The sequence below is a fragment of the Phenylobacterium deserti genome (assembly GCF_003254705.1).
GTDB lineage: Bacteria > Pseudomonadota > Alphaproteobacteria > Caulobacterales > Caulobacteraceae > Phenylobacterium > Phenylobacterium deserti.
This window is the reverse complement of record NZ_QFYR01000001.1, coordinates 470,628-492,043: the sequence shown is the minus strand read 5'-3', so window position 1 is coordinate 492,043 and position 21,416 is coordinate 470,628. Positions and strand designations below refer to the sequence as shown.

The 21,416-nt window shown below is 68.0% G+C and carries 25 protein-coding genes; 15 read left to right on the top strand and 10 right to left on the bottom strand.

Features of this window, described 5'->3' with window-relative positions; translation table 11 throughout:
* The first annotated feature begins 51 nt into the window (after positions 1-51).
* Positions 52-762 carry a 2,3-diphosphoglycerate-dependent phosphoglycerate mutase gene (gpmA, locus tag DJ018_RS02445; RefSeq protein WP_111513264.1) on the top strand — a complete coding sequence of 237 codons (711 nt, stop codon included), beginning with the start codon at positions 52-54 and terminating at the stop codon, positions 760-762.
* Here the strand turns inward: gpmA and DJ018_RS02440 are convergent.
* Positions 759-1,784 (bottom strand): tetratricopeptide repeat protein, encoded by a 1,026-nt coding sequence (locus DJ018_RS02440; protein WP_111513234.1) that lies wholly within the window; start codon positions 1,782-1,784, stop codon positions 759-761. The two genes, gpmA and DJ018_RS02440, sit on opposite strands and share 4 nt — an antisense overlap.
* A gap of 62 nt (positions 1,785-1,846) precedes the next feature.
* Here DJ018_RS02440 and DJ018_RS02435 point away from each other — a divergent pair, with 62 nt between their 5' ends.
* Entirely contained in the window at positions 1,847-2,281 is a 435-nt protein-coding gene (locus tag DJ018_RS02435; RefSeq protein WP_111513232.1) for a bifunctional diaminohydroxyphosphoribosylaminopyrimidine deaminase/5-amino-6-(5-phosphoribosylamino)uracil reductase RibD, read from the top strand.
* A gap of 43 nt (positions 2,282-2,324) precedes the next feature.
* A complete protein-coding gene (locus DJ018_RS02430) occupies positions 2,325-3,590 on the top strand; it encodes a pentapeptide repeat-containing protein (RefSeq protein ID WP_111513230.1) in 1,266 nt (421 codons plus the stop codon).
* A gap of 61 nt (positions 3,591-3,651) precedes the next feature.
* On the opposite strand, the gene DJ018_RS02425 is transcribed toward DJ018_RS02430, so the two are convergent.
* Positions 3,652-4,107, bottom strand: coding sequence for an Hsp20 family protein (locus tag DJ018_RS02425; protein WP_111513228.1), 456 nt, complete (start codon positions 4,105-4,107; stop codon positions 3,652-3,654).
* 241 nt (positions 4,108-4,348) lie between these two features.
* On the opposite strand from DJ018_RS02425, the gene DJ018_RS02420 reads away from it, so the two are divergent.
* Genes DJ018_RS02420 through DJ018_RS02410 form a run of 3 tightly spaced genes read left to right on the top strand, consistent with a single transcriptional unit; the run spans position 4,349 to position 7,127 of the window.
* Positions 4,349-5,236 carry a class I SAM-dependent methyltransferase gene (locus DJ018_RS02420; RefSeq protein ID WP_111513226.1) on the top strand — a complete coding sequence of 296 codons (888 nt, stop codon included), beginning with the start codon at positions 4,349-4,351 and terminating at the stop codon, positions 5,234-5,236.
* 60 nt (positions 5,237-5,296) lie between these two features.
* On the top strand, positions 5,297-5,608 hold the full coding sequence (locus DJ018_RS02415) for an SCP2 sterol-binding domain-containing protein (protein WP_111513225.1): 312 nt from the start codon (positions 5,297-5,299) through the stop codon (positions 5,606-5,608).
* A gap of 10 nt (positions 5,609-5,618) precedes the next feature.
* Positions 5,619-7,127, top strand: a complete 1,509-nt coding sequence (locus tag DJ018_RS02410; protein ID WP_111513223.1) for an alpha/beta fold hydrolase — start codon at positions 5,619-5,621, stop codon at positions 7,125-7,127.
* On the opposite strand, the gene hisN is transcribed toward DJ018_RS02410, so the two are convergent.
* Positions 7,124-7,936: a histidinol-phosphatase gene (gene hisN, locus DJ018_RS02405; RefSeq protein WP_111513222.1), complete on the bottom strand. Its 813-nt coding sequence runs from the start codon at positions 7,934-7,936 to the stop codon at positions 7,124-7,126. The two genes, DJ018_RS02410 and hisN, sit on opposite strands and share 4 nt — an antisense overlap.
* Positions 7,937-7,946: 10 nt before the next feature.
* Entirely contained in the window at positions 7,947-8,342 is a 396-nt protein-coding gene (locus tag DJ018_RS02400) for a helix-turn-helix domain-containing protein (RefSeq protein WP_111513220.1), read from the bottom strand.
* Positions 8,343-8,454: 112 nt separating this feature from the next.
* Between DJ018_RS02400 and DJ018_RS02395 the strand changes: the two genes are divergently transcribed.
* Positions 8,455-9,375, top strand: a complete 921-nt coding sequence (locus DJ018_RS02395; RefSeq protein ID WP_111513218.1) for a lysophospholipid acyltransferase family protein — start codon at positions 8,455-8,457, stop codon at positions 9,373-9,375.
* Here the strand turns inward: DJ018_RS02395 and DJ018_RS02390 are convergent.
* From DJ018_RS02390 to gcrA, 3 genes are all read right to left on the bottom strand, one after another.
* A complete protein-coding gene (locus DJ018_RS02390) occupies positions 9,372-9,593 on the bottom strand; it encodes a DUF2093 domain-containing protein (protein ID WP_111513216.1) in 222 nt (73 codons plus the stop codon). The two genes, DJ018_RS02395 and DJ018_RS02390, sit on opposite strands and share 4 nt — an antisense overlap.
* Before the next feature lie 28 nt (positions 9,594-9,621).
* Positions 9,622-11,085, bottom strand: a complete 1,464-nt coding sequence (gene xseA, locus DJ018_RS02385) for an exodeoxyribonuclease VII large subunit (RefSeq protein WP_111513215.1) — start codon at positions 11,083-11,085, stop codon at positions 9,622-9,624.
* Between the two features lie 178 nt (positions 11,086-11,263).
* Positions 11,264-11,770 (bottom strand): cell cycle sigma 70 cofactor GcrA, encoded by a 507-nt coding sequence (gcrA, locus tag DJ018_RS02380; RefSeq protein WP_111513214.1) that lies wholly within the window; start codon positions 11,768-11,770, stop codon positions 11,264-11,266.
* Positions 11,771-11,990: 220 nt separating this feature from the next.
* On the opposite strand from gcrA, the gene DJ018_RS02375 reads away from it, so the two are divergent.
* From DJ018_RS02375 to DJ018_RS02360, 4 genes are all read left to right on the top strand, one after another.
* Positions 11,991-12,809 carry an ABC transporter permease gene (locus DJ018_RS02375; RefSeq protein WP_111514637.1) on the top strand — a complete coding sequence of 273 codons (819 nt, stop codon included), beginning with the start codon at positions 11,991-11,993 and terminating at the stop codon, positions 12,807-12,809.
* A gap of 155 nt (positions 12,810-12,964) precedes the next feature.
* The gene (locus tag DJ018_RS02370; RefSeq protein WP_111514636.1) at positions 12,965-14,143 is read left to right on the top strand and encodes an aspartate aminotransferase family protein; all 1,179 of its coding nucleotides are present in this window, start codon (positions 12,965-12,967) and stop codon (positions 14,141-14,143) included.
* Positions 14,140-15,075, top strand: a complete 936-nt coding sequence (gene argF, locus DJ018_RS02365) for an ornithine carbamoyltransferase (RefSeq protein ID WP_111513213.1) — start codon at positions 14,140-14,142, stop codon at positions 15,073-15,075. Before DJ018_RS02370 ends, argF begins: the two co-directional genes overlap by 4 nt.
* A 71-nt stretch (positions 15,076-15,146) precedes the next feature.
* On the top strand, positions 15,147-16,046 hold the full coding sequence (locus tag DJ018_RS02360) for an Hsp33 family molecular chaperone (RefSeq protein WP_111513211.1): 900 nt from the start codon (positions 15,147-15,149) through the stop codon (positions 16,044-16,046).
* 60 nt (positions 16,047-16,106) lie between these two features.
* Here DJ018_RS02360 and metZ read toward each other — a convergent pair whose 3' ends face one another.
* Positions 16,107-17,291 carry an O-succinylhomoserine sulfhydrylase gene (gene metZ / locus DJ018_RS02355; RefSeq protein WP_111514635.1) on the bottom strand — a complete coding sequence of 395 codons (1,185 nt, stop codon included), beginning with the start codon at positions 17,289-17,291 and terminating at the stop codon, positions 16,107-16,109.
* Between the two features lie 129 nt (positions 17,292-17,420).
* On the opposite strand from metZ, the gene DJ018_RS02350 reads away from it, so the two are divergent.
* The 4 genes from DJ018_RS02350 (at position 17,421) to DJ018_RS02335 (ending at position 20,123) form a co-directional block, all read left to right on the top strand.
* A complete protein-coding gene (locus DJ018_RS02350) occupies positions 17,421-18,440 on the top strand; it encodes a 2'-deoxycytidine 5'-triphosphate deaminase (RefSeq protein WP_111513209.1) in 1,020 nt (339 codons plus the stop codon).
* Positions 18,441-18,557: 117 nt separating this feature from the next.
* The gene (locus DJ018_RS02345) at positions 18,558-19,445 is read left to right on the top strand and encodes a TraB/GumN family protein (RefSeq protein ID WP_165842775.1); all 888 of its coding nucleotides are present in this window, start codon (positions 18,558-18,560) and stop codon (positions 19,443-19,445) included.
* A gap of 82 nt (positions 19,446-19,527) precedes the next feature.
* Positions 19,528-19,932 carry a hypothetical protein gene (locus DJ018_RS02340; protein WP_111513206.1) on the top strand — a complete coding sequence of 135 codons (405 nt, stop codon included), beginning with the start codon at positions 19,528-19,530 and terminating at the stop codon, positions 19,930-19,932.
* Positions 19,929-20,123, top strand: coding sequence for a helix-turn-helix transcriptional regulator (locus tag DJ018_RS02335; protein ID WP_111514634.1), 195 nt, complete (start codon positions 19,929-19,931; stop codon positions 20,121-20,123). Before DJ018_RS02340 ends, DJ018_RS02335 begins: the two co-directional genes overlap by 4 nt.
* A gap of 3 nt (positions 20,124-20,126) precedes the next feature.
* On the opposite strand, the gene DJ018_RS02330 is transcribed toward DJ018_RS02335, so the two are convergent.
* Positions 20,127-20,378 carry a YciI family protein gene (locus DJ018_RS02330; protein WP_111513204.1) on the bottom strand — a complete coding sequence of 84 codons (252 nt, stop codon included), beginning with the start codon at positions 20,376-20,378 and terminating at the stop codon, positions 20,127-20,129.
* A 14-nt stretch (positions 20,379-20,392) separates the two neighbouring features.
* On the bottom strand, positions 20,393-21,346 hold the full coding sequence (gene ispH / locus DJ018_RS02325) for a 4-hydroxy-3-methylbut-2-enyl diphosphate reductase (protein ID WP_111513203.1): 954 nt from the start codon (positions 21,344-21,346) through the stop codon (positions 20,393-20,395).
* Between the last annotated feature and the right edge of the window lie 70 nt (positions 21,347-21,416).

Genomic DNA, 21,416 nt, shown 5'->3' with positions numbered 1-21,416 from the left:
AGCCCTTCCAAGCCCTAGCCGCTCACCACCAACCCAATTGGAGGCCGCCCCTTGCCGACGCTCATCCTGCTCCGCCACGGACAAAGCCAGTGGAACCTGGAGGACAAGTTCACCGGCTGGGTGGACGTGGACCTTACGTCCGAAGGCGAGGCGCAGGCCCGCAAGGGCGGCGAGCTGATCGGCCAGGAAGGCCTGCGCATCGACCGCTGCTACACATCGGTCCTGACGCGAGCGATCCGCACCTCCTGGCTCGCCCTCGCCGCGGCCAAGCAGGCCTATGTGCCGGAAGTGAAGGACTGGCGGCTGAATGAGCGCCACTACGGCGGCCTTACCGGCCTGAACAAGACCGAGACCGCCGCCAAGCACGGCGAGGAGCAGGTGAAGGTGTGGCGTCGCTCCTATGACGTTCCGCCGCCGCCCATGGAAGCGGGCTCGGAGTGGGACTTCTCCAAGGACCGCCGTTACGAAGGTGTCGAGCTGCCGGCTACGGAGAGCCTGAAGACCACGCTGGATCGGGTGCAGCCCTACTGGGACGCCGAGATCGCGCCGAAGCTGGCCGCCGGCGAGACCCTGCTCGTGGCGGCGCACGGCAATTCTCTGCGCGCCATCGTCAAGCTGCTCTTCGGCCTGAGCGACGAGGGGATCATGGGCGTCGAGATCCCCACGGGCAATCCGCTGGTGATCGAGCTGGACGCGCAGCTGAAGCCGGTGAGCGCCCGCTACCTGGATCAGGCGCGCGCCCAGCCGCTGCCGCAGGTCTAGCGCAAACCCTGGGCGGTCAGCTGGGCTTCGACCTCGTCCAGCACGGCCGCCCAGCCGCCCTCCGGCCCCTGCCGGAACAGCCGAGCCGACGGATACCACGGGCTGCCAGGGCCCTGGCGCAGCCAGCGCCAGTCCTGGCCTTGGCGGGCCAGCAGGATCCAGGTTGGCGCGCCGATACTGGCCGCCAGGTGAGCGATCGCGGTGTCCACCGTAACGACGGCGTCCAGCCCCGCGATGATCTGCGCCGTTTCCAGGAAATCCCGCGCGCCGGTCGCCTCGGGCGCCAGGTCGCGGCCCCAGGCCAGCACGCGCTCGGCCGAGACTTGATCAAGCGAGCGATGGGCGTCGTGCGTGTGGGTGGGACGGCCTCGCACCACCACGCCCACGCCGCCCCCGTGGGCTCCGCGCCAGCGGACCGGCAGGGGCAGCGGCGGCGGCAGGTTGCCGAGGGTGATCCCCAGCCGCAGGGGCAGCGATCCCACCAGCGTCCAGGCGTCGGCGTGAGCCGCCGGCGCGCCGATCTCGCCGGCGATCGCCTGGAACGGCTGACCGGCGAAAAGGCGGACCAGCCGATCCGAGCAGAGGTAGGTCACCTTCGCCTGTCGGCAGAGCGCAGGGATGAACCGCGCGAACTGGATCTGGTCGCCGAAGCCCTGCTCGCCCACCACAAGCAGGCGCTTGCCCTCCAGCGGCTCGCCCTTCCATTCCGGCAACTGCTTCACATGGGGAATGAAGAGGCCCGGCTGATTGCGGCGGCCTTCGTAGAAGGGCCAGGCTTCCGCGTAGGCGCCGCGCGCCAGCATTTGCATCGAGAGGCTGAAGGCGGGCGGCCCCGCCTGGGGGTTCAGCTCCAGCGAGCGGCGGAAGAAGGTCTCGGCCTCCTCGTGTCGGTGCAAGGTGGCCAGCAGGACGGCCAGGTTGTGCATCGCTCTCGGATCGTTCGGCATGGCGCGATAGCCGCGCTCCGCCGCTTCGAAGTCGCCTGCCCTGTGCGCCGCCGCGGCGCGATCCAACTCGTCCATGGCCTGCTCCTAGCACAAGTAGCCGCCTTGGCGGATGGGCCAGGATCGGGGACAAGCAGCAGATGAGCGACGACGTTCATTACATGCGCCGGGCCATCGCGCTGGCTCGCACCAAGGTCGGCTTGACCGGCGAGAACCCGTCCGTCGGCTGCGTGCTGGTCAAGGACGGCCAGGTCATCGCCGAGGCGGCGACGGGGGAGGGCGGCCGTCCCCACGCTGAGGAACAGGCGCTGGCCATGGCGGGCGCGGCAGCCGCCGGCTCGACCGCCTTTGTCACGCTCGAGCCTTGCGCCGCCCGCTCGGGCGGGACCGCCTCGTGCTCGGAGCGTCTGGTGCAGGCGGGCGTGGCGCGCGTGGTCATCGCGAGTGAAGACGCTTCGGTGTTCGCCGCCGGCCACGGTGCGAAGCGACTTCAGAACGCTGGGATCGACGTGACCACCGGCCTTCTCGCCGACGAGGCCGCTCCGCTCTACGTGAGCTACCGCCCCGCTAAATAATGGAAATCCGGCGTTAATCTGCCGGGCGTAGCGTTGCCTTGAAATGAGCTCGCTCCCGACCCAGGCCCTGGTTCTTCGCCGCCTCACCCAGGAGGAGCTCAACGCCGTTTGCGCGCGGCATGACCGCCTGTGGACCTCCAAGCCCGGCGGCGCTCGTGCGGTGCTGGCATGGCTCGATCTCAGCGGCCTTGATCTGAAGGGCCGCAACCTGTGCGACGCGGACCTGACGGGCGCGCTGATGCGCGACTGCAAGATGCGGGGCGCACGCCTGGATCATGCCACCTTGTTCGGCGCAGATCTGCAGAACGCTGACCTTTCGGAAGCCTCCCTTCGCCGGGCGGATCTGCGCGGCGCGTGCATGCGCAACGCCAATCTAACGGGCGCCGACCTCTTCGAGGCCGACCTGCGGGAAGGCGCTCTGGCCACCGCGGACCGCAAGTACGGCTTCCGCCGCCTGGAAGCGGGCATGACCTCCAAGCCGGGTGAAGTGCAGGGGGCGATCCTTGCAGGCGCCAACCTCGAGCGTTCGCGCTTGTCCGGCGTCATGGCGGTGCGCGCCGACTTCACCGATGCGGTGCTCAAGGATGCCAAGCTGATCCGGGCGAACCTGAAGCAGGCTTCCATGAAGGGAGCGAACCTGTCGGGCGCGGACCTTTCCGGGGCCGACCTGGCCGGCGCCGACCTGCAGGACGCGGTGCTGGTGGGCGCCAAGACCCTGTCCTGGAACGTTCAGAACGCCAACATGAGCGGCGTGCTCACCGACGAGCCTGCGGGCCGGCCGGTGGAGGCCATGCCCTACCAGCAGATGATCCAGGATCACGCGCGCTGGTGCGAAACGGATGGAGCCGAGGGCAAGCCATCGGTGTTCGATGGCGCGGACCTGCGCGAGTTGGAGAGCATTCGCGGCTTCAATCTTACGGCTTTGTCCGCCAAGGGCGCTACGCTCTACGGCCTCGACATGGAAGGCGTGCAGCTTCAGGGCGCCCAGCTGGAAGGCGCGGACCTACGCAATTGCAATCTGCGCCGGGCCGACCTGCGCGGGGCCAAGCTGAAAGGCGCGAAGCTCGGCGGGTGCGATCTGCGCGATGCTCAGATGGGGCCGCTGCTGCTGGGCGGCGATCGCGTCCTACCCTGCGACATGACCGGCGCGAGCCTGAAGAGCGCCGACCTTTCCCGCGCCGACCTTCGGCAGGCCCTGCTGGCCGGCGCCGACATCAGCCGCGCCAACTTCAGCGGGGCCCTGCTGCGGCAGGTGAATGTAACCGGTGCGATCCGTCAGGGCGCGCGCGGCCTGGACGAGATCATCTGACATGGAAAAAGGGCGACGCCTCGCGGCGCCGCCCTCGCTTCTCCGCTGAGAGGCTGGGGCCTTAAGCGGCCTTTTCGCCTTCGATCAGCGTGGATGCGCCCGTGCCGATCTCGATCCGACGCGGCTTCAGCGCTTCGGGAAGTTCGCGCTTGAGGGAGATCGAAAGGAGGCCGTCGGCCAGATTGGCGTCGGTCACCACGACGTAGTCCGCCAGCTGGAACCGGCGCTCAAAATTGCGCTCGGCCAGGCCGCGATGCAGGTAACGGCGGGTCTCGTCGTTGGCGGCCTTGCGGCCCTGCACGGTGAGGAGGTTTTCCTTCACTTCGACGTTCAGTTCCTCAGGCCGGAAGCCAGCCACCGCGATTTCGATGCGGTAGGAATTCTCGTCGACGCGCTCGATGTTGTAGGGGGGATAACCAGCCTGGCTGGTCTCGGTGCTGGCCGCTTCCAGCAGGGACGCCAGTCGGTCAAAGCCGACGACGGAACGATAAAGCGGCGAAAAGTCGATCGTACGCATAGGTCTCACATCCTTCTTCATAAGCAAGGTTGCGTCTGCGGAGCTTTCCACGACCCGAAGTGGCGTCGCGGGTTGCCCCGTGAAGGCCCGGACATCCAGCGCCTTCGAGGGATCATTTAGGGGCCCGAATTCGGCCTTCAAGGGGCGGAACAAGCACAGGCTTTGACGCTGGCGGATGCTGGCGTTAACTGAGCCCGACGAGCCATGCCGGGGGGCGTGAGAGGTCAGTTTGGCGCGCCCAATGCTTTACCCGTCCCGACGTCTCGTGCTCGCCGGCGCTGCGGCGCTGGCTGCGTGCAGTCCGAAAACGCCTGAGAAAAAGGCCCCTGCGCCTGCAGTTGGAACGGGTCCCACGACGCTGGAGGCTGCGGTCGCGGGCGCGTGGCGCACGCCCGCCGACAAGGCGCGCGACGCCTTCCGACATCCGGTGGAGAGCCTGAAGTTCTGGGGGGTGAAGCCCGGGCAGACGGTGGTGGAGTTCTGGCCGGGAGCCGGCTGGTACACCGACATCATCGCCCCGTTCCTGGCGGCTACCGGCGGCAAGCTCTACGCGGCCAATCTGCAAACGGACGATCTCGCCGACGTTCCGGCCCGCGAAGTGGTCGCGGCTTTCCGCCAGAAGATCGAGGCAGACCGCAAGCGGTATGGGGCGGTGGAGATCACGGCTTTCGGGCGGACCAGCGGCCCCGTGGCGCCCGCCGGTTCGGCAGACATCGTCCTTTTCCTGCGCAACCTCCACAATTGGATGGCGGCGGGCATCGCCGAGAAAGCCTTTCGGGACGCGTTCGCCGCGCTGAAGCCAGGCGGCGTCCTTGGCGTGGAAGAGCACCGGGCCGATCCGGGCGAAGCGCCGGACCTGTTGGCGGAGAGCGGCTACGTCCCGCAGGCCTACGCCGTGCGTCTCGCGCAGGAGGCGGGCTTCCAGTTGGCCGAGGCTAGCGAGATCAACGCCAACCCCAAGGATACCAAGGACCATCCGTTCGGCGTCTGGACCCTTCCGCCGGTGCGTCGCTCCAGCCCGCGCGGCGAGCCTGAGGACCCAGCGTTCGATCATTCGCGCTTCGATGCTATCGGAGAGAGCGACCGAATGACGCTGAGGTTCGTGAAACCCGCTCAACCGCAGGCGTGACGGTTTACTTCACTCCCGCGTGAGGTGAAGCTCCCAGTGAGTCGGGAGCGCAGTGGGGGCATGGCGACGCTCGAAGAGATCACCGATCGGATCCGTCGCGGGGCGGCGGCGTCCGGCGCGAGCGTCGGCAAGACGATCAAGCTCGACCTCAAGGGCGAGGGCGTCATCTACATCGATGGCGCTCAGGTCAGCAACGAGGACGCGCCCGCCGACCTGACCGTCACTATCAGCCGCAAGGATCTCGAGGCGCTCGGCAAGCGCGAGCTCGATCCTATGCGCGCGATCATGACCGGCCGCATGAAGCTGTCGGACATGGGCTTGGCCATGCGGTTGCAGCCGGCCATTCAATCTCTGTTTTCCAAGGCCGTCTAAGAACGCTGAGATGTTTGACGAAGCGCCTCTTGTTTCGACGCCTGACGCCCAGCCGCCGGCTGGCGGGGAAGCGGCCTGGATCGTCGGCGCCGGCGGCGGTCGATTGCGCGCCGCCCTGTGGCGCCCGGAAGGCCGCCCGCGCGGCTCCGTCATCCTGTCTGGCGGCCGCACCGAGCCCATTGAGAAGTACTACGAAGTCATCGGCGAGTTCCTTGAGCGGGGCTTCGTGGTCCTGGCGCATGACTGGCGCGGCCATGGCCTCTCCTCGCGTTTCCTGCCGGACCGGCTGAAGGGGCACGCCAAGGGGTACAAGGGCTTCCTCGCCGACTTCGACGCCCTGCTTGCGGCCTATCAGAGCCAACTTCCCAAGCCCTGGGTCGCTGTCGGCCACTCCATGGGCGGCTGTCTGACCCTGCTGGCGCTTGCCCATGGGGACTCGCGCTTCGCCGGGGCGGTGCTCTCGGCCCCCATGCTGGGTGTGCGCACAGGCAAGACATCGGTGGGCAAGGCGCGCTTTGCCGCTCGCCTGCAGGTCCTGCTCGGCCGCGCCAACCGCTATCTGCAGGGCCAGCCGGGGCGTCCTTTCGACGACGACTTCGAGGCCAACGTCCTCACCCACGACCGCGCAAGGTTCGCCCGCAACTGCGGACTTGTCGCCGCCGAGCCGCAGCTGGCGCTGGGAGCGCCCACCTGGGGCTGGCTCGACTTCGCCTTCCGCGCCACCGCCTTTCTCGCCAAGCCCGAGCACCTGCGGAGCGTCACGATCCCCGTGATGATCCTGTCGGCTGGCGAAGACAAGCTGGTCGACAACGCCGCGCAAGCGGCTGCGGCCCGACAGTTGCCGCAGGGAAAGCTGATCCAGGTTCCCGGCGCCTACCATGAAATTCTGATGGAGACCGACGAGATGCGAAACATCTTCCTGCGGGTGTTCGATGCGCTGACCGGGCGCGTCGCCCCGAAGCCGGCGACTGGCCCCAAGCCCACAGCCGCTGCGCCGGCCGCCGCGCCCAAGGCTGAAGCCAAGCCTGCCGAAGCGCCGAAGCCGGCGGTGGAGCCGGTGAAGCCTGCCGTGGCCGAGACCCCGAAGCCGGTGGCCGCGCCGCCGGCCGCCGCCGTCGCTCCGGCCGCTCAGCCCAAGCCCGCCGCTGCGCCGAAGGCCAAGGCTCCGGCGAAAACCACCGAAGCCAAGGCGGCTGCTCCGAAGGCCGCCGCCCCGAAGACCGCGGCTCCGAAGGCCGCCGCTGCGCCCAAGAAGGCTCCGGCGGCAAAGGCCGCCGCGCCGAAGGCGGACGCCAAGGCTCCGGCCGCCAAGAAGCCGGCCGCCGCCAAGGCCGCTGCGCCCAAGGCTCCGGCTGCGAAGGCCGCCGCCCCCAAGGTTGCCGCTCCGAAGACGGCTGCGCCTAAGGCTGCAGCCAAGCCCGCAGCGCCGAAAGCCGCCGCTGCAAAGCCTGCCGCCACGGCCAAGAAGCCCGCAGCCGCCAAGAAGCCGGCCGCGAAGAAGCCGGCTCCAGTCGCCTAAAGCGCCGAGCGCTTCAGGGCGACCAGGGCTTCCTCAAGGCAGGCCCTGTCGCCCGCAATGGCGATCTGGCCGCCGTTCGGCCCCACCGGATCGCCCCTCCAGTCGGTCACGACGCCGCCAGCGCCCTCGATAACGGGAATGGCGGCGTCGATGTCCCAGGCCTTCAGGCCCGCCTCGATCACCATGTCCATCGTGCCCGCCGCCACCATGGCGTAGGCGTAGGCGTCGCAGCCCAGCCGCGCGAGGCGGGCGGCGGCCCGTACCTGCGTCCAGGCTCCCAGCTCTGCGCCGCTGAAACAGCCTTCCGGGTCAGTCGTGGCGATGATGGCGTCCGTCAGTTTGGGGCAGGCGCGCACCTTTAACGGCTGCTCGCCAGCCGCACTGACAAGGCGCGAGCCGCCGGCATGGCCGATGTAGATTTCGCCAAGATAAGGCTGGGCGATGGAGCCCAGGACGGGCCGCCCCTCGTGCCGTAGGCCAATCAGCACGCACCAGAGCGGCAGGCCCGAGATGAACGCGCGCGTCCCGTCCACTGGGTCCAGCACCCAGACGAACTCCGCATCAGGCCGGTCCTCACCGTATTCTTCGCCGATCACCCCGTGCTCGGGATAATGCTCGGCGATCAGCTGACGGATCGCGCGCTCGGCTCCGCGGTCCGCCTCAGTGACGGGGTCGAAGCCTTTGGCGCCGCTCTTGTCCACCAGGCCGTGGTCGGCCCGGAACAGCGGCAGGATGGCGCCGGCGGCGGCGCGGTTTAGCTCGAGCAGGAAGCCGTCGAGCTCGGCGAGTTTTTCGGAAGAGAGGGCCATGCCCTCCGCTTTAGCGCGCCGTCGCCCGCTCGTCAGGCCCAGGCTCGCCGCCGTGCAGCGACTTCGCCAAGTCAAGCAGCCGGCGCCGCGGGCGCTCGCTCAGGCTGTAGTAGGCGCGGATCAGGTCCCGCGTCTCCTTGCGCGCCATCACTTCCCCGGCCTCGCTGTCGCGGCTCTTCGGAGCGCTGTCGCCCAGGCCCTCGTAGAAGTAACCGACAGGTACTTCCAGCGCTTCCGCCAGCTGCCACAGGCGGGCGGCGGACATGCGATTGGCCGCGCACTCGTACTTCTGGATCTGCTGGAAGCGCACGCCGCAGGCGTCCGCCAGCTGCTGCTGGGTCAGGCCCAGCAGGCGGCGGCGGCGGCGGAGCCGCTTGCCCAAATGGACGTCGATCTGGTCGTTCATCGTCTTGGCCGTCCGATTGTCCCGTCGTGGGACGCCTCGGAACAAGCGCCGCAAGAGCTGCGCCACCGCAACGTGCGTTGCCCCGGAAGGCCGACGCCGCCTAAACGGAGGCATGGCGCAACCCAAGCCCTCGTTCGGACAGGATCTCGCCTGGCGGCTGGAAGCCCTAGGCTTCGATCTTCTGACCGGACTCGCCCGGCTGTTTCCAATCGACTCCGTGTCCGACTTCGGAGCCTGGCTGTTCGCCTGGCTGGGTCCGATGACCAGCGCGCACCGGGTGGCGGACACGAACCTGCGCATCGCCTTCCCGGACGCTTCCGACGCCGAGATCGCAAGCCTGCTCGCGGAACAGTGGCGCCATCTCGGGCGCTGGGCGGCGGAGTTTCCGATCTTGGACCGCATCGCCAATGACCCGGGCCGCATCGAGGTGGTAGGCGCCGAGCGCTTGGAGGCGATCGCTGACGGGGCGGGGCCGGTGGTGTTCATCTCCGGCCATTTCTCGTCGTTCGAGCTGATGCCGGCGGTGATCCTGCGGGCGGGCGTCCCCTGCCAGGTGACTTACCGGGCCACCAACAACCCTTATGTGGACGAGCGCATCCGGGCCGCCCGCTTCCGCTACGGCGTGCGCCTTTTCGCCCCCAAGGGAACGGACGGCGCGCGCGAGCTCATGCGCGCGCTTTCACGGGGCGAGTCCGTGGCCTTGATGAACGACCAGAAGTTCAATGGCGGGATCGCCGCTCCGCTGTTCGGCGTCACCGCCCACACGGCGCCGGGGCCGTCGACCTTCGCCCTGCGCTACGGCGTGCCGATCCAGCCCATGAGCGTGGAGCGACTGCACAAGGCGCGGTTCCGGGTGATCGTTCACTCGCCGTTTCACTTGGAAAGCACGGGCGATCGAAACGCCGACATCGAAGCCGGTGTGAGGCGCATCAACGCCTTCATCGAAGATTGCGTCCGCGCCCGGCCGCCCGAGTGGTTCTGGGTCCACAAGCGATGGCCGAACGAGATCTACAAGAAGCGGAAGGCCGCCTAGCGGGGATTCCGCTGCAGCCAGCGCTCCAGCGCCTCGGACGGACCAGCGTAGGCTTCCTGAGTGGCCGCATTCCAGTAGCGCAGCGCTTCCAGGGGGATCTTCTTCCCGGTGATGGCGCAGATCACATAACGGCCAGGCTTGAGCACGGCGAAGTCGCCGTCGCCATAGTGAAGCTTGGCGATGTCATTGCCGGTGAAGTCGCGGTCGTGAGCGTTCATGGGCTTCTATCTAGCGTGACGAGGGGCGTCAGAACAGGTCGCCCTGGAGGCTGTCCGTCGCCTTGGCTTTAGGACGAGCAGGCTTGACGATCGGGGCGGACGGCGGCGGAGGTCGATCACTCCCCGACCCGTCCACGACCGCCTTGCGGGTGACCTGGTCGCCGAACTTGATATTCACCGCCTCGCCCGAAGCCAAGCTGGCTCCGGCGTGCACGATCGAACCGTCTTCGCGGGTCACTCGCGCGAACCCGCGTTGCAGCGGCCGGTCTGGATCCACCGATCCATAAAGCTTGCCCAGCGCTTCCAACCTCTCGGACAGGCGCTCCAGGCGCCGTTCCGCCGCGGGCTGCAGCCGCGCGGCCAAGCTGTCGAGGCGCTGCTGCTGCACTGTCTGGGGCCGCTGCAAAAGCAGCGGGGAAAGCCGGGAGGAGATCCGCACCAGGTCGCGCTCGTGCACCGCGGCGTTGCGGGCCAGCCCCGCGCCAAGCCGGCCGGAGACGATGTCGAACCGCTGCTCGGCCAAGCGGACCAGATCCGGCACTCGTCGAAGGGCGCGATCGGCGTGTTCCACCCGCGCCCGGCGATCCTGCACCGTGCGCCCGCCGCACCGGTGCATTCGTGCGTCGAAGTCGGCCACAAGGGCCTTCAGCTCCGCGAGCACGGGGGTGGCCATCTCGGCCGCAGCCGTCGGCGTCGGCGCCCGACGGTCGGACACGAAATCGATCAGCGTGGTGTCGGTCTCGTGGCCCACCGCACTGATCAGCGGGATGGTGCAGCCCGCCACCGTGCGCGCCAGGGTCTCGTCGTTGAAAGGCCAAAGGTCCTCCACCGAGCCGCCGCCCCGAGCGACGATCAGCACGTCCGGCTTCGGGATGGGCCCGTTTGGATCCAGGGCGCAGAAGCCACGGATAGCGGCGCAGACCTGAGCGGAAGCCGCATCGCCCTGCACCACGACGGGCCAGACCACCACCCGGCACGGCCAGCGGTCGCGGATGCGGTGAAGGATGTCTCGGATCACGGCGCCTGTGGGGCTGGTGATCACGCCGACGACCGCCGGCATCGCCGGGATCGGCTTCTTGCGCTCGGCGGCGAACAGGCCCTCGCCGTTGAGCTTGGCCTTTAGCTTCTCGAGTTGGGCGAGCAGGGCGCCGACGCCGGCCGCCTCCATGGTCTCGATGACGATCTGATAGCGCGAGCCGGCCGGATAGGAGGTGATCTTGCCGGTGACGATGACCTCCAGCCCGTGCTCGGGACGCACGCCCAGGCCACGAACCTGGCCTTTCCAGACCACCCCGTCGATGGCCGCCCGCTCATCCTTGATGGTGAGGTAGACGTGGCCGTTGGAGTGGTGCGTGACCTTGGACAGCTCCCCGCGCAGACGCACGAAGCCATAAGCGTCCTCCAGCGTGCGCTTCAACGCGAACGCCAGCTCCGAGACGGAGTAGGGGCGAGCGTTGCCGCTGGTGTCGGAGGCGGTCGCGACGTCGGTCATGGGCGGAAGGTAATCACGCGTGCTGGCCTGTCATCCCGGAAAGCGTGCGGCCCACCGTCTCGGATGTGGAAAGGGGCTTCGGATGTGGAAAGGGCGCGCCCGGCGTCCGAAGCCTTGCGGCTCCGGCGCCCGGCGCGCCCCCATCCCCAACGGATCTTCAGGCCGCGTCAGCCGCGGATCAGATGTAGCGGCGGAGCGAGCGGGCGAGCTCTGCCGGGCTGCCCTTCTTCTTGGCCTGGGCCGGCTGGTAGGCCACCTGGCTATGCTCCATGCAGTAGGGGCCTTCGTGCCCCGTGCGGCGGCCGCAGAAGGTGAAGCTTTCCAGGGCCGGATCGCCGATCGGCCACTTGCACATGTGGGCGCCCAGGGTCAGTACCGTGGCCATGCCGGGCTCTTCGTCCACGAAGCGCACCGGCGAGGGCGTCGGAGCCATGGCGGCCACCGGCTCTGCGATGCGGCGCGGCGCCGACGGCGCGGCCGGAGCCGGACGCGCGGGACGCGGCGCCTTGAAAACGGTGCGGGCGGGCTTCGACGGCGCGGCCCGGCCCGACAGGCCCAGGCGATGCACCTTGCCGATCACCGCGTTGCGGGTGACGCCGCCCAACTGCTTGGCGATCTGGGACGCCGAGAGGCCGTCCTGCCAGAGCTTCTTCAGCAACTCGACGCGTTCGTCCGTCCAGCCCATGTCTCGCCCTCCAACCCTTAACGGTCAGGGACGCCCCCGCGCCCCTGGAGATTCAACATCTTGTTGGGTTCTGGCTTCGCCGCCCCAACCAACCACTAGTACTAGTAAACAACTCGCTAACGGCCACAATAGGCGCCACCCACTTCGTCCACAGGAACTAGATCTTGCGTCAGGCTGCCGCACTCTTGCGGTCTCGCGAGCATGGGCGCACATGGGGCGCATGAAGGACATGCCGCTCTCTGAAGCCGTCATCCCGCCCGCTCCGCGCGACTACCACGGGGTCAACTGGGGCGGGCTCACGACGCTCTATCTGCGGGAGGTGCGGCGGTTCCTGAAGGTCGGCGGCCAGACCCTGGCCGCCCCGGTGGTCACGGCCCTGCTCTACATGTTGATCTTCGTGGTCGCCTCGCAGGGCGCGCACCCGATCCATGGCATGCCCTATGGCACCTTTGTCGCGCCGGGTCTGGTCATGATGCAGGTGCTGAACAACGCCTTCGCCAACTCATCGTCCAGCCTGATCCAAGCCAAGTTCAACGGTCTGATGGGCGACTTTCTGACCCCGCCGCTCAGCCCGTTGGAGCATGTGGCGGGCTTCGCCGGCGGTGCAGCGACGCGCGGCCTGGTGGTCGGCGCGGTGACCCTGCTTGCGGTGCTGCCTTTCGCCAAGGTCGGGATCGCCCATCCCTGGGCCATTCTGTTCTACGGCCTCGGCGCCTCGCTGATCCTGGGCTTCCTTGGGATCATGGCCGGCCTGTGGGCCGAGAAGTTCGACCACATCGCGGTGGTGACCAACTTCGTGGTCATGCCCCTGACCTTCCTGTCGGGCACCTTCTATCTGGTGGAGCGCTTGCCCGAGCCTTTCCGCACGTTCAGCCACTTCAACCCGTTCTTCTACCTGATCGACGGCTTCCGCTACGGCTTCACCGGCCACGCGGAAGGCTCTCTGCCGGTGGGCCTGCTCATGACGACGGTGCTTGTTGGCGTGCTGGGCTGGGTCTGCTTCCGGATGTTCAAGACCGGCTACAAGATCAAGACCTAGCCGAATTCGTTGACACACCTCCGTTCGGAGGAGAAAACGCCAGGCCTTCCAGTCCCCGTCGCCAAGCGGCGGGGACGCTTCCGTTTTGGAGGGCTCTCTCCGTGACCGAGAAGACCGCGAGCCAAGCCGCCGCGCCTGTTCCCAGCGACCACATCATGGGCGTCTACGCGCGCGCCCCGCTGGCGTTCGAGCGAGGCGAGGGGGCGCGTCTCTACACCACGGACGGCGACGCCTATCTGGACTGCATGGCCGGCATCGCGGTGAACGCGCTGGGCCACAGCCACCCCAAGCTCGTGCAGGCGGTAAAGGACCAGGCCGAGAAGCTCTGGCACGTCTCCAACGTTTTCACGATCCCAGGCCAGCAGAAGCTCGCGCAGCTGCTCACCGACAGCACCTTCGCCGACGTGGTGTTCTTCACCAACTCGGGGACCGAGGCGATCGAGTGCGCCATCAAGACGGCCCGCAAGTATCACTGGGCCAAGGGCCAGCCGGAGCGGATCGACATCATCGGCTTCGACGGCTCGTTCCACGGCCGCACCCTGGCGGCGGTGAACGCCTCTGGAAACGCTTCCTACCTCGAGGGTTTCGGCCCGCCGATGCCTGGCTTCGTCCACGCCCAGTTCGGCGATCTTGAAGCGCTCAAGGCGCTGGTGGGTGAGACCACGGCGGCCATCATCCTGGAGCCCGTGCAAGGCGAGGGCGGGGCGCGCTCGTGGGATGAAAGCGCCCTGCGCGAGATCCGCCGGCTGTGCGACGAGACCGGGACCCTGCTGATCTACGACGAAGTTCAGTGCGGCCTTGGCCGCTCGGGCAAGCTCTTCGCCTATGAGTGGGCGGGCGACGCGGTCCCCGACATCATGTGCGTGGCCAAGGCCCTGGGCGGCGGCTTCCCGGTGGGCGCCTGCCTGGCGACCGCGGAAGCGGCGCGCGGCATGACGCCGGGCAGCCACGGCTCGACCTATGGCGGCAACCCGCTCGCCATGGCGGTCGGTCTCGCCGCTGTCGAAGAACTGGTGAAGCCCGAGCTGCAGGCGCACGTGCGTGAGGTCGCCGGCTACTTCAACCAGCAGCTTTCGGGCCTGAAGGACCGCTTCCCCGACGTCGTGGTCGACATTCGCGGCAAGGGCCTGCTGATCGGTGTGAAGCTCGCCACCCCGAACCGCGAGTTCATGCAGCACGCGCGCGACCAGCACCTGCTGATCGCCGGCGGCGGCGACAACTGCGTGCGGCTGCTGCCGCCGCTGACCCTCACCCTCGAAGAGGCCCGCGAGGCCATCGAAAAGCTTGAGCGCGCCTGCGAGGCCGCCCGCCAGAAGGCCCAGGCCGCCGCATGAGCACGCCGCCCCGTCATTTCCTCGACCTCTGGAAGCTGGAGCCCGCTGAGCTCCGCGCCATCCTCGATGACGCCCACGCCCGCAAGAAGGCGCGCGCCGGCTGGCCCAAGGGCCGCGTCGACGCCGACCGTCCGGCCGACGGCCGCACCCTGGCGATGATCTTCGAGAAGAACTCCACCCGGACGCGCTTCTCGTTCGACGCCGCCATGCGCCAGCTGGGCGGAGACGTGATCATCAGCAATGCGGTGGAGATGCAGCTTGGCCGCGGCGAGCCGATCGAGGACACCGCCCGGGTGCTCTCGCGCATGGTCGACGCCATCATGCTGCGCGCCAACAGACACGAAGACATCGAGCGGCTGGCCTTGGCGGCGGACGTGCCGGTGATCAACGGCCTGTCGGACAAGAGCCACCCGTGCCAGATTCTGGCCGACATCCTTACCATCGAAGAGCACCGCGGCCCGATCGCCGGCAAGACGATCGCCTGGGTGGGAGACGGCAACAACGTTTGCTCAAGCTTCATCCACGCTGCGCCGAAGCTCGGCTTCACCCTGAAGATCGCCTGCCCGGCGCTCTACCATCCCGACCTGCTGGACCTCGCCCGCGCGGCCGAGCAGGGCGGCCGTGTGGAGGCCGCCGAGAACCCGGAGGACGCCGTGCGCGGAGCCGATGTGGTGGTCACCGACACCTGGGTCTCCATGGGCGACACCGACCATGACGAGCGCCTGGAGGCCTTTGAGGCCTATCAGGTGGACGACGCCATGATGGACAAGGCCGCCTCCGACGCCATCTTCCTGCACTGCCTGCCCGCACACCGCGGCGAGGAGGTGACGGACGAGGTGATCGACGGGCCCCGCAGCGTGGTGATCGACGAAGCCGAGAACCGCATCCACGCGCAGAAGTCGATCCTGGCCTGGTGCTTCGGCAAGATCTGACAGCCTTACGGTCCGAGCCTCGCAAACGGGCCCATCTCGCAAACTGAGATGGGCCTCCTATATGAGCCGCCATGTCCGAAAATACCGTTCCTGACGACCTCGTCGGCGCATTCCAGATCGAGGGTGAGCCGGTGCGCGGCCGCGTCGCCCGCCTCGGCGTCTCCGTCGATGAGATCCTGAAGGCGCACGCCTATCCCGAGCCGGTGGCCAACCTGCTGGGCGAAGCCTGCGCGCTTGCCGCCCTGGTCGGCTCCAACCTGAAGTTCGACGGTCGGCTGATCGTCGAGGCGCGGGGCTCGGGCCCGGTGCGCTACGTCGTGGCCGACTATGACACCTCCGGCGGCCTGCGGGGCTACTGCCGCTACGACGAAGACGAGGTGGCCCAGGCCTCCGCCGGCTTCGTCCGCCCCGGCGCCCGCAGCCTGCTGGGCGACGGCGTGTTCCTCATGACGGTGGACCAGGGCGCGGACATGGACCGCTATCAGGGCATCACTGCCATCGAGGGTGAGACCCTGGCGCTCTGCGCCGAGCAGTACTTCGCCCAGTCCGAACAGACGCCGACCCGGGTGCGCCTGGCCGTGGGTCGTGAGGACGGCGCCTGGCGCGCTGGTGGCGTGCTGATCCAGAACATCGCCGAGGACGACGCCCGAGGCTCCACCGAAGAGGCTTGGACGCGCACCCAGGCGCTGTTCGAGACCATCGGCGAGGACGAACTGGTCGACCCGGAGCTCGCCTCCAACACCCTGCTGTTCCGCCTCTTCCACGAGGACGGCGTGCGGGTGTTCGGCTCCAAGCCCCTGCGGGCCTTCTGCCGTTGCGGTCAGGATCGGATCGAGACGGTGCTGAAGTCCTTCCCTGCCTCGGATCGCAAGGACATGGTCGAGCCTGACGGCCTGATCCACGTCACCTGCGAGTACTGCAGCCGCGTCTACGCGGTGGATCCGGCCAAGCTCGAAGAGGCCGTGCAGTAGGCGCGGGCGGCAGCTCTAGAAGTTCTAGACGGCCGGGCGGATCGCCCGGCCGTTTTGCTGTCACGCCGCGTCCAGCGCCCGGCTCACGTCGCGCACTAGGTCGCCGGCGCCCTCCAGCCCGACGCTCATCCGCACCCAGCCTTCCGTCAGGCCGATCTCGATCCGTTCGGCTTCCGGCATGGAGCGGTGGGTAGTGGTCGAGGGGTGGGTGGCCATCGACTTGGCGTCACCCAGGTTGTTGGAGATATCGACGATCTCCAGCGCATTCAGGAAACGCCAAGCCACATCCCGGCTGCCCAGGTCGAAGGCCAGCACGTTGCCGCCGCCGCTCATCTGCCGCGCGATGACCTCGGCCTGCGGGTGGTCGTGGCGGCCGCACCAGACCAGCTGCTGGGTCTTGCCGTGGCCGGCCAGCGCCTCTGCGACCTTGGCCGCATTCTCCGTCTGGCGGCGCACCCGCAGCTCAAGCGTCTCGAGCCCCTTCAGCAGCACCCAGGCGTTGAACGGCGACAGCGCCGGACCCGTATGCCGCAGCAGGTCCTTGTAGGCTTCCGTCATTAGCTCGGCGCCGCCCAGGATCGCCCCGCCCAGCACGCGGCCCTGGCCGTCGATGTGCTTGGTTGCGGAATAGACGACCACGTCCGCGCCCAGCGCCAGCGGCTTCTGGAAGACCGGCGTGGCGAAGACGTTGTCGACCACCAGCTTGGCGCCGGCGTCCTTGGCCACCTGCGCCACAGCCGCGATGTCGGTGATCTCGAGCAGCGGGTTGGCCGGCGTCTCCACCAGGAACGCCTTGGTGTTCGGCCGCACGGCGTTGCGCCAGGCCGACAAGTCCGTGGCGTCCACATAGGTGGTCTCCACGCCGAACCGCGGCAGCAGCTCCGAAACGATCCAGCGGCAGGACCCGAACAGGGCGCGGCCGGCCACCAGGTGATCGCCCGCCCGCAGCAGGCCCATCAGCGCCATCTGCACGGCCGCCATGCCGGACGCCGTGGCGCGGCACTGCTCTGCGCCTTCCAGCAGGGCCAGACGGTCTTCGAAGATCGATGTCGTGGGGTTGCCGAACCGTTGGTAGATGAAGCCCGGGTCTTCGCCGGAGAACCGGCGATCCGCCGCTTCGGCGCTGTCGTAGGCGAAGCTCTGGGTGAGGAAGAGCGCTTCGCTCATCTCCCCGTACGGCGTGCGCGCCATGCCGCCGCGCACCAGCCGGGTTTCGACTTCCCAGGTGTTCGGATCCTCGGCCATCATGCGCTCCTGCCGTCTGAAGGGAGGTCGCTTGAACGCCCGGGGGGCGGGAGCGTCAAGGGCCGCTTTCCTCCAAGCGGCGCCAGATCGCTTGCAAGCAAGGGATTCTCCGCTAAGGCTTGCCCGCCCATGAGCGACGCCGAACGCCCGGGCATCCTGCCCTGCCAATCCATCGACGCCCTGATAAGCCAGGGCGCCATCATCTCCCAAAGCCCGTTCGATCACGACCAGGTCCAGCCGGCGAGCTTGGACCTGCGCCTGGGGTCACGGGTGTGGCGCGTCCGCGCCTCGTTCCTGCCGGGTCGGCACACCGTGCGCGATCGGATCGCCGAAGTGGCGATGCACGAGCTCGATCTGGAGAAGGGCGCGGTTCTGGAGAAGGGCTGCGTCTACATCGCCGAGCTGCAGGAAAGCCTCGCCCTGCCGCCGGGCGTCGCCGCCCGCGCCAACCCGAAGAGCTCCACGGGCCGAGTGGACGTATTCGTCCGCCTGCTCACCGATCGCGGCAACGCCTTCGACGACGTGGAGGAGGGCTACCACGGCCCCACCTTTATCGAGATCGCGCCTCAGACCTTTTCCGTGCTCGTCCGGCGCGGTACGCGGCTGAACCAGCTGCGCCTCAAGCGTGGCCGCCCTGAGCACCTGCGCACCGAAAGCGTCGGCGTCGACCTCTCCAACGGCATCGCCGGGTTCCGCGCTCGCCGCCATGCTCCGGTCGTCGACCTCGATCACGTCGATGGCCACGATCCCCGGCAATATTGGGAGCCACTGATTCCGCAGAACGGCCAGTTGCTGCTGGATCCGGGCGAGTTCTACATCCTGGCCTCCAAGGAGGCGGTGGAGATCCCCGTGCTCGAGGCGGCCGAGATGACGCCGATTGATCCGTCGGTGGGCGAATTCCGCGTGCACTATGCGGGCTTCTTCGATCCCGGCTTCGGGACGGATGAAGCGCACGGCAAAGGCTCGCGGGGCGTTCTGGAGGTGCGCAGCCACGAGACGCCATTCATCCTGGAGGACGGCCAGACTGTCGCGCGACTGGTCTATGAGCCGCTAACTAATCGCCCGACACGACTTTATGGCGACCTCGGGTCGCATTACCAGCGTCAGGGACTGAAGTTATCCAAGCACTTCAAGGCTTGGAACGGGTAGTCACGGGCGCATCCTGGAGAGCGCGCCCGTGGCGCCTGGGGACGCCGGCGGTGGGGGCCGCCGGCGGTCCTTCAGCGGGGCGGGGCTTCCTTGTGGAGCCTCGTGGAGGGGGCGAACTTGGGCTGGTTTCGCAGGGCCGCGCTTGTCGCGACCGCGATCCTTGTCGGGTGGCTGTCGAGCGCCGGAGCGGTGGGGGCCGCTCCGGCGCTTTGGCTGGTCCGGGACCAGGACTCCGAAATCTATCTCTTCGGCACCTTGCATGCCCTGCCAGCGGGACTGAGCTGGCGCACCCCGCTCTATGACGCCGCCTATGCGCGTGCCCATACTGTCTGGTTCGAAGCGGACTTGAGCGGCGCCGACCCTCGCACCATCGGCGACATCGTCCGGCGCTATGGCGTTGATCCCGGTGCGCCGCTCAGCCGCAAGCTGCCGGCGGCTGATCTGCGGGCGCTTTCCCAGCAGGTGGACCTTGCCCGCATCGACCACCTGCGGCCTTGGGCGGTGGCCCTGATGCTGTCGGTTCGCGGCGCGGCAGCCGGCGGAGCCCAGGTTCAAAAAGGCGCTGATCTGGCCGTCACCCGCACCGCGACCCGCGACGCCAAGCCGATGCGGGCCTTCGAGACCCTTGAAGATCAGGCGCGCATGTTCGCCAGCCTCTCCAACGCCGCGGAGGTCCAGTACCTGTCGGACGTGATCCGCGAACAAGGCCGTCGCCGGGCTCGTCTAACCCTCGCCGCTTCAGGCGAGAGCCTCCAGCAGGCCTGGATCAGTGGCGACGTGGAACGTCTCGCGCCTGGCCTGGTGGGCGACATGCGCCGCGAAAACCCCAGCCTCTATGACGCCCTTCTCCGCCGGCGAAACCTTGCCTGGACGGACGCCCTGGTCCGTCAGATGGCCGGCTCGGGGGTGGAGCTTGTGAATGTGGGAGCGTTGCACCTGATCGGCGAGGACGGCTTGCCGGCTCTCCTGCAAGCGCGGGGCTTCGAGGTCACTCGGGTTCAGTAGCAAGCCTACATAGCATTTTGTCATGCGTCCTTGACACCCCTAGTGTGTCGTGTTTCCTTGTCATCCAGACAAGGAGGCTTGCATGTCACGTTCGAAATGGTCGCCGGCGAACCGGCGCTACCAACGGCGGTTCTGGCCCGCCATGATCGCCTACGTCGCTCTTGTCGTGCTGATCAGTTGGGTGACGCCGATCGAGAACTTGCCCGACGGTCCGAAACACGCCGCTGCGCTTCTGCCCGTGATCCCGATCGGCGTCGTGATCTGGGCCATGGCGCGCCTTCTGGAAGAGCAGGAGGACGAGTACTTCCGGCTTCTGCAGGCTCGCTCGATGCTGCTGGCCACCGGCGTGATCCTGCTGGGCGCGACAGCCTGGGGATTCCTTCAGGAGTACACGGACCTGCCGCCCTTCCCCGTGATCATCCTGTTCCCCTGCTGGTGCGCGGCCTGGAGCCTGACCTCCGCCTGGGTGGCATGGAGGGCGCGTTGAAGAACCGTCTCAAGGTGTTGCGGGCAGAGCGCGACTGGAGCCAGGGCGATCTGGCCGACCGGCTCGGCGTTTCCCGTCAAAGCGTCAATGCGATCGAGACGGGCAAGTACGACCCGTCCCTGCCGCTGGCGTTCAAGATCGCGCGTTTGTTCGCCCTGCCCATCGAGCAGATCTTCAGCGATGAAGGCTGACGCTTACTTCGCGTCCCATTCGTAGACCGTCAGGTCAGAGACGCCTTCAAGGACGAGCGGATCGCGGGCCACCATGGCCTTGGCTGTCTCCAGGTCGTCGGCCAGCACGACATAGGCGCCGCCGGTCTTGTCGGTGAAGCCCCCGGACTGCTCGATTTTGCCTTGACCGCGCAGCTCCGAGAGGAAGGCTTGGTGAGCGGCGCCCACTTCCGCGCGGAAGTCAGGGCGCCGGATCGCCACCACCAGATACTTCATCTTGCTTGCGCCCCTCAGCTCGCCAGAACGCGCGGCAGCTTGAAGCTAACCGTTTCGCGCGCGGCTTCCACTTCCTGCACCTCGACCGAGAACACTTCGGCAAGGCGGTCGATCAGGCCCTGCACCAGCACTTCGGGCGCCGAGGCTCCCGCCGTCACACCCACCACCCGCGCGCCTTCTAGCCAGGCGAAGTCGAGCTTGCTGGCGTCGTCGATCAGGTAGGCTGCCGCGCCCGATCGCCGTCCGACTTCAGCCAGGCGGACCGAGTTTGACGAGTTGGCGCTGCCCAGGACCAGCAACACGTCGCTTTCGCCAGCGATCGCCTTGACCGCTTCCTGGCGATTGGTGGTGGCGTAGCAGATGTCTTCCTTGTGGGGCGCGCTGATCCCGGGGAACCGCGCCTTCAGCGCCTCCACGATCTCGGTGGTGTCGTCGACCGAAAGGGTCGTTTGGGTGACGAACGCGACGTTCATCGGATCCTTCGGCGCGAAGGTCGCCACGTCGTCCACAGTCTCGATCAGGCTGACCACGCCATCGGGCAGCTGGCCCATGGTCCCGACCACCTCAGGGTGACCCGCGTGGCCGATCAGCACGATCTCGCGCCCGGCGTCATAGTGCCTTTGCGCCTCGACGTGGACCTTCGAGACGAGCGGGCAGGTGGCGTCCAGGTAGAGCATCTGGCGAGCCTTGGCCTCAGCCGGCACGCTCTTAGGCACTCCGTGCGCCGAAAACACCACGGGGCGGTCCGCCGGGCATTCTTCCAGCTCTTCCACGAACACCGCGCCCATGGCCTTCAGTCGGTCCACGACGTGCCGGTTGTGCACGATCTCGTGGCGGACATAGACCGGCGCGCCGTACTTCTCGATGGCGCGTTCGACGATCTGGATGGCCCGATCGACGCCGGCACAGAACCCGCGGGGGGTCGCCAGGAGGACGGTTAGTTCGGGGCGGGCGGCGGGCAGGTCCATGGCGCAGAACCTAAGGGTTCCGCCCCCTTACCGCCAGCCGCGTTGCGGCCTTATTCGTGAGGCTGTAGTG

What these genes read in the sequence shown, in the direction of transcription:
- DJ018_RS02375 (WP_111514637.1), top strand. Translation starts at nt 11,991, where the DNA reads ATGAAGGACATGCCGCTCTCTGAAGCCGTCATCCCGCCCGCTCCGCGC.
- DJ018_RS02360 (WP_111513211.1), top strand. Translation starts at nt 15,147, where the DNA reads ATGTCCGAAAATACCGTTCCTGACGACCTCGTCGGCGCATTCCAGATC.
- DJ018_RS02410 (WP_111513223.1), top strand. Translation starts at nt 5,619, where the DNA reads ATGTTTGACGAAGCGCCTCTTGTTTCGACGCCTGACGCCCAGCCGCCG.
- DJ018_RS02425 (WP_111513228.1), bottom strand. Translation starts at nt 4,107, where the DNA reads ATGCGTACGATCGACTTTTCGCCGCTTTATCGTTCCGTCGTCGGCTTT.
- ispH (WP_111513203.1), bottom strand. Translation starts at nt 21,346, where the DNA reads ATGGACCTGCCCGCCGCCCGCCCCGAACTAACCGTCCTCCTGGCGACC.
- DJ018_RS02350 (WP_111513209.1), top strand. Translation starts at nt 17,421, where the DNA reads ATGAGCGACGCCGAACGCCCGGGCATCCTGCCCTGCCAATCCATCGAC.
- DJ018_RS02430 (WP_111513230.1), top strand. Translation starts at nt 2,325, where the DNA reads ATGAGCTCGCTCCCGACCCAGGCCCTGGTTCTTCGCCGCCTCACCCAG.
- DJ018_RS02440 (WP_111513234.1), bottom strand. Translation starts at nt 1,784, where the DNA reads ATGGACGAGTTGGATCGCGCCGCGGCGGCGCACAGGGCAGGCGACTTC.
- DJ018_RS02400 (WP_111513220.1), bottom strand. Translation starts at nt 8,342, where the DNA reads ATGAACGACCAGATCGACGTCCATTTGGGCAAGCGGCTCCGCCGCCGC.
- DJ018_RS02370 (WP_111514636.1), top strand. Translation starts at nt 12,965, where the DNA reads ATGGGCGTCTACGCGCGCGCCCCGCTGGCGTTCGAGCGAGGCGAGGGG.
- DJ018_RS02435 (WP_111513232.1), top strand. Translation starts at nt 1,847, where the DNA reads ATGAGCGACGACGTTCATTACATGCGCCGGGCCATCGCGCTGGCTCGC.
- DJ018_RS02330 (WP_111513204.1), bottom strand. Translation starts at nt 20,378, where the DNA reads ATGAAGTATCTGGTGGTGGCGATCCGGCGCCCTGACTTCCGCGCGGAA.
- gcrA (WP_111513214.1), bottom strand. Translation starts at nt 11,770, where the DNA reads ATGGGCTGGACGGACGAACGCGTCGAGTTGCTGAAGAAGCTCTGGCAG.
- xseA (WP_111513215.1), bottom strand. Translation starts at nt 11,085, where the DNA reads ATGACCGACGTCGCGACCGCCTCCGACACCAGCGGCAACGCTCGCCCC.
- hisN (WP_111513222.1), bottom strand. Translation starts at nt 7,936, where the DNA reads ATGGCCCTCTCTTCCGAAAAACTCGCCGAGCTCGACGGCTTCCTGCTC.
- DJ018_RS02415 (WP_111513225.1), top strand. Translation starts at nt 5,297, where the DNA reads ATGGCGACGCTCGAAGAGATCACCGATCGGATCCGTCGCGGGGCGGCG.
- metZ (WP_111514635.1), bottom strand. Translation starts at nt 17,291, where the DNA reads ATGGCCGAGGATCCGAACACCTGGGAAGTCGAAACCCGGCTGGTGCGC.
- DJ018_RS02340 (WP_111513206.1), top strand. Translation starts at nt 19,528, where the DNA reads ATGTCACGTTCGAAATGGTCGCCGGCGAACCGGCGCTACCAACGGCGG.
- DJ018_RS02390 (WP_111513216.1), bottom strand. Translation starts at nt 9,593, where the DNA reads ATGAACGCTCACGACCGCGACTTCACCGGCAATGACATCGCCAAGCTT.
- argF (WP_111513213.1), top strand. Translation starts at nt 14,140, where the DNA reads ATGAGCACGCCGCCCCGTCATTTCCTCGACCTCTGGAAGCTGGAGCCC.
- DJ018_RS02395 (WP_111513218.1), top strand. Translation starts at nt 8,455, where the DNA reads ATGGCGCAACCCAAGCCCTCGTTCGGACAGGATCTCGCCTGGCGGCTG.
- DJ018_RS02420 (WP_111513226.1), top strand. Translation starts at nt 4,349, where the DNA reads ATGCTTTACCCGTCCCGACGTCTCGTGCTCGCCGGCGCTGCGGCGCTG.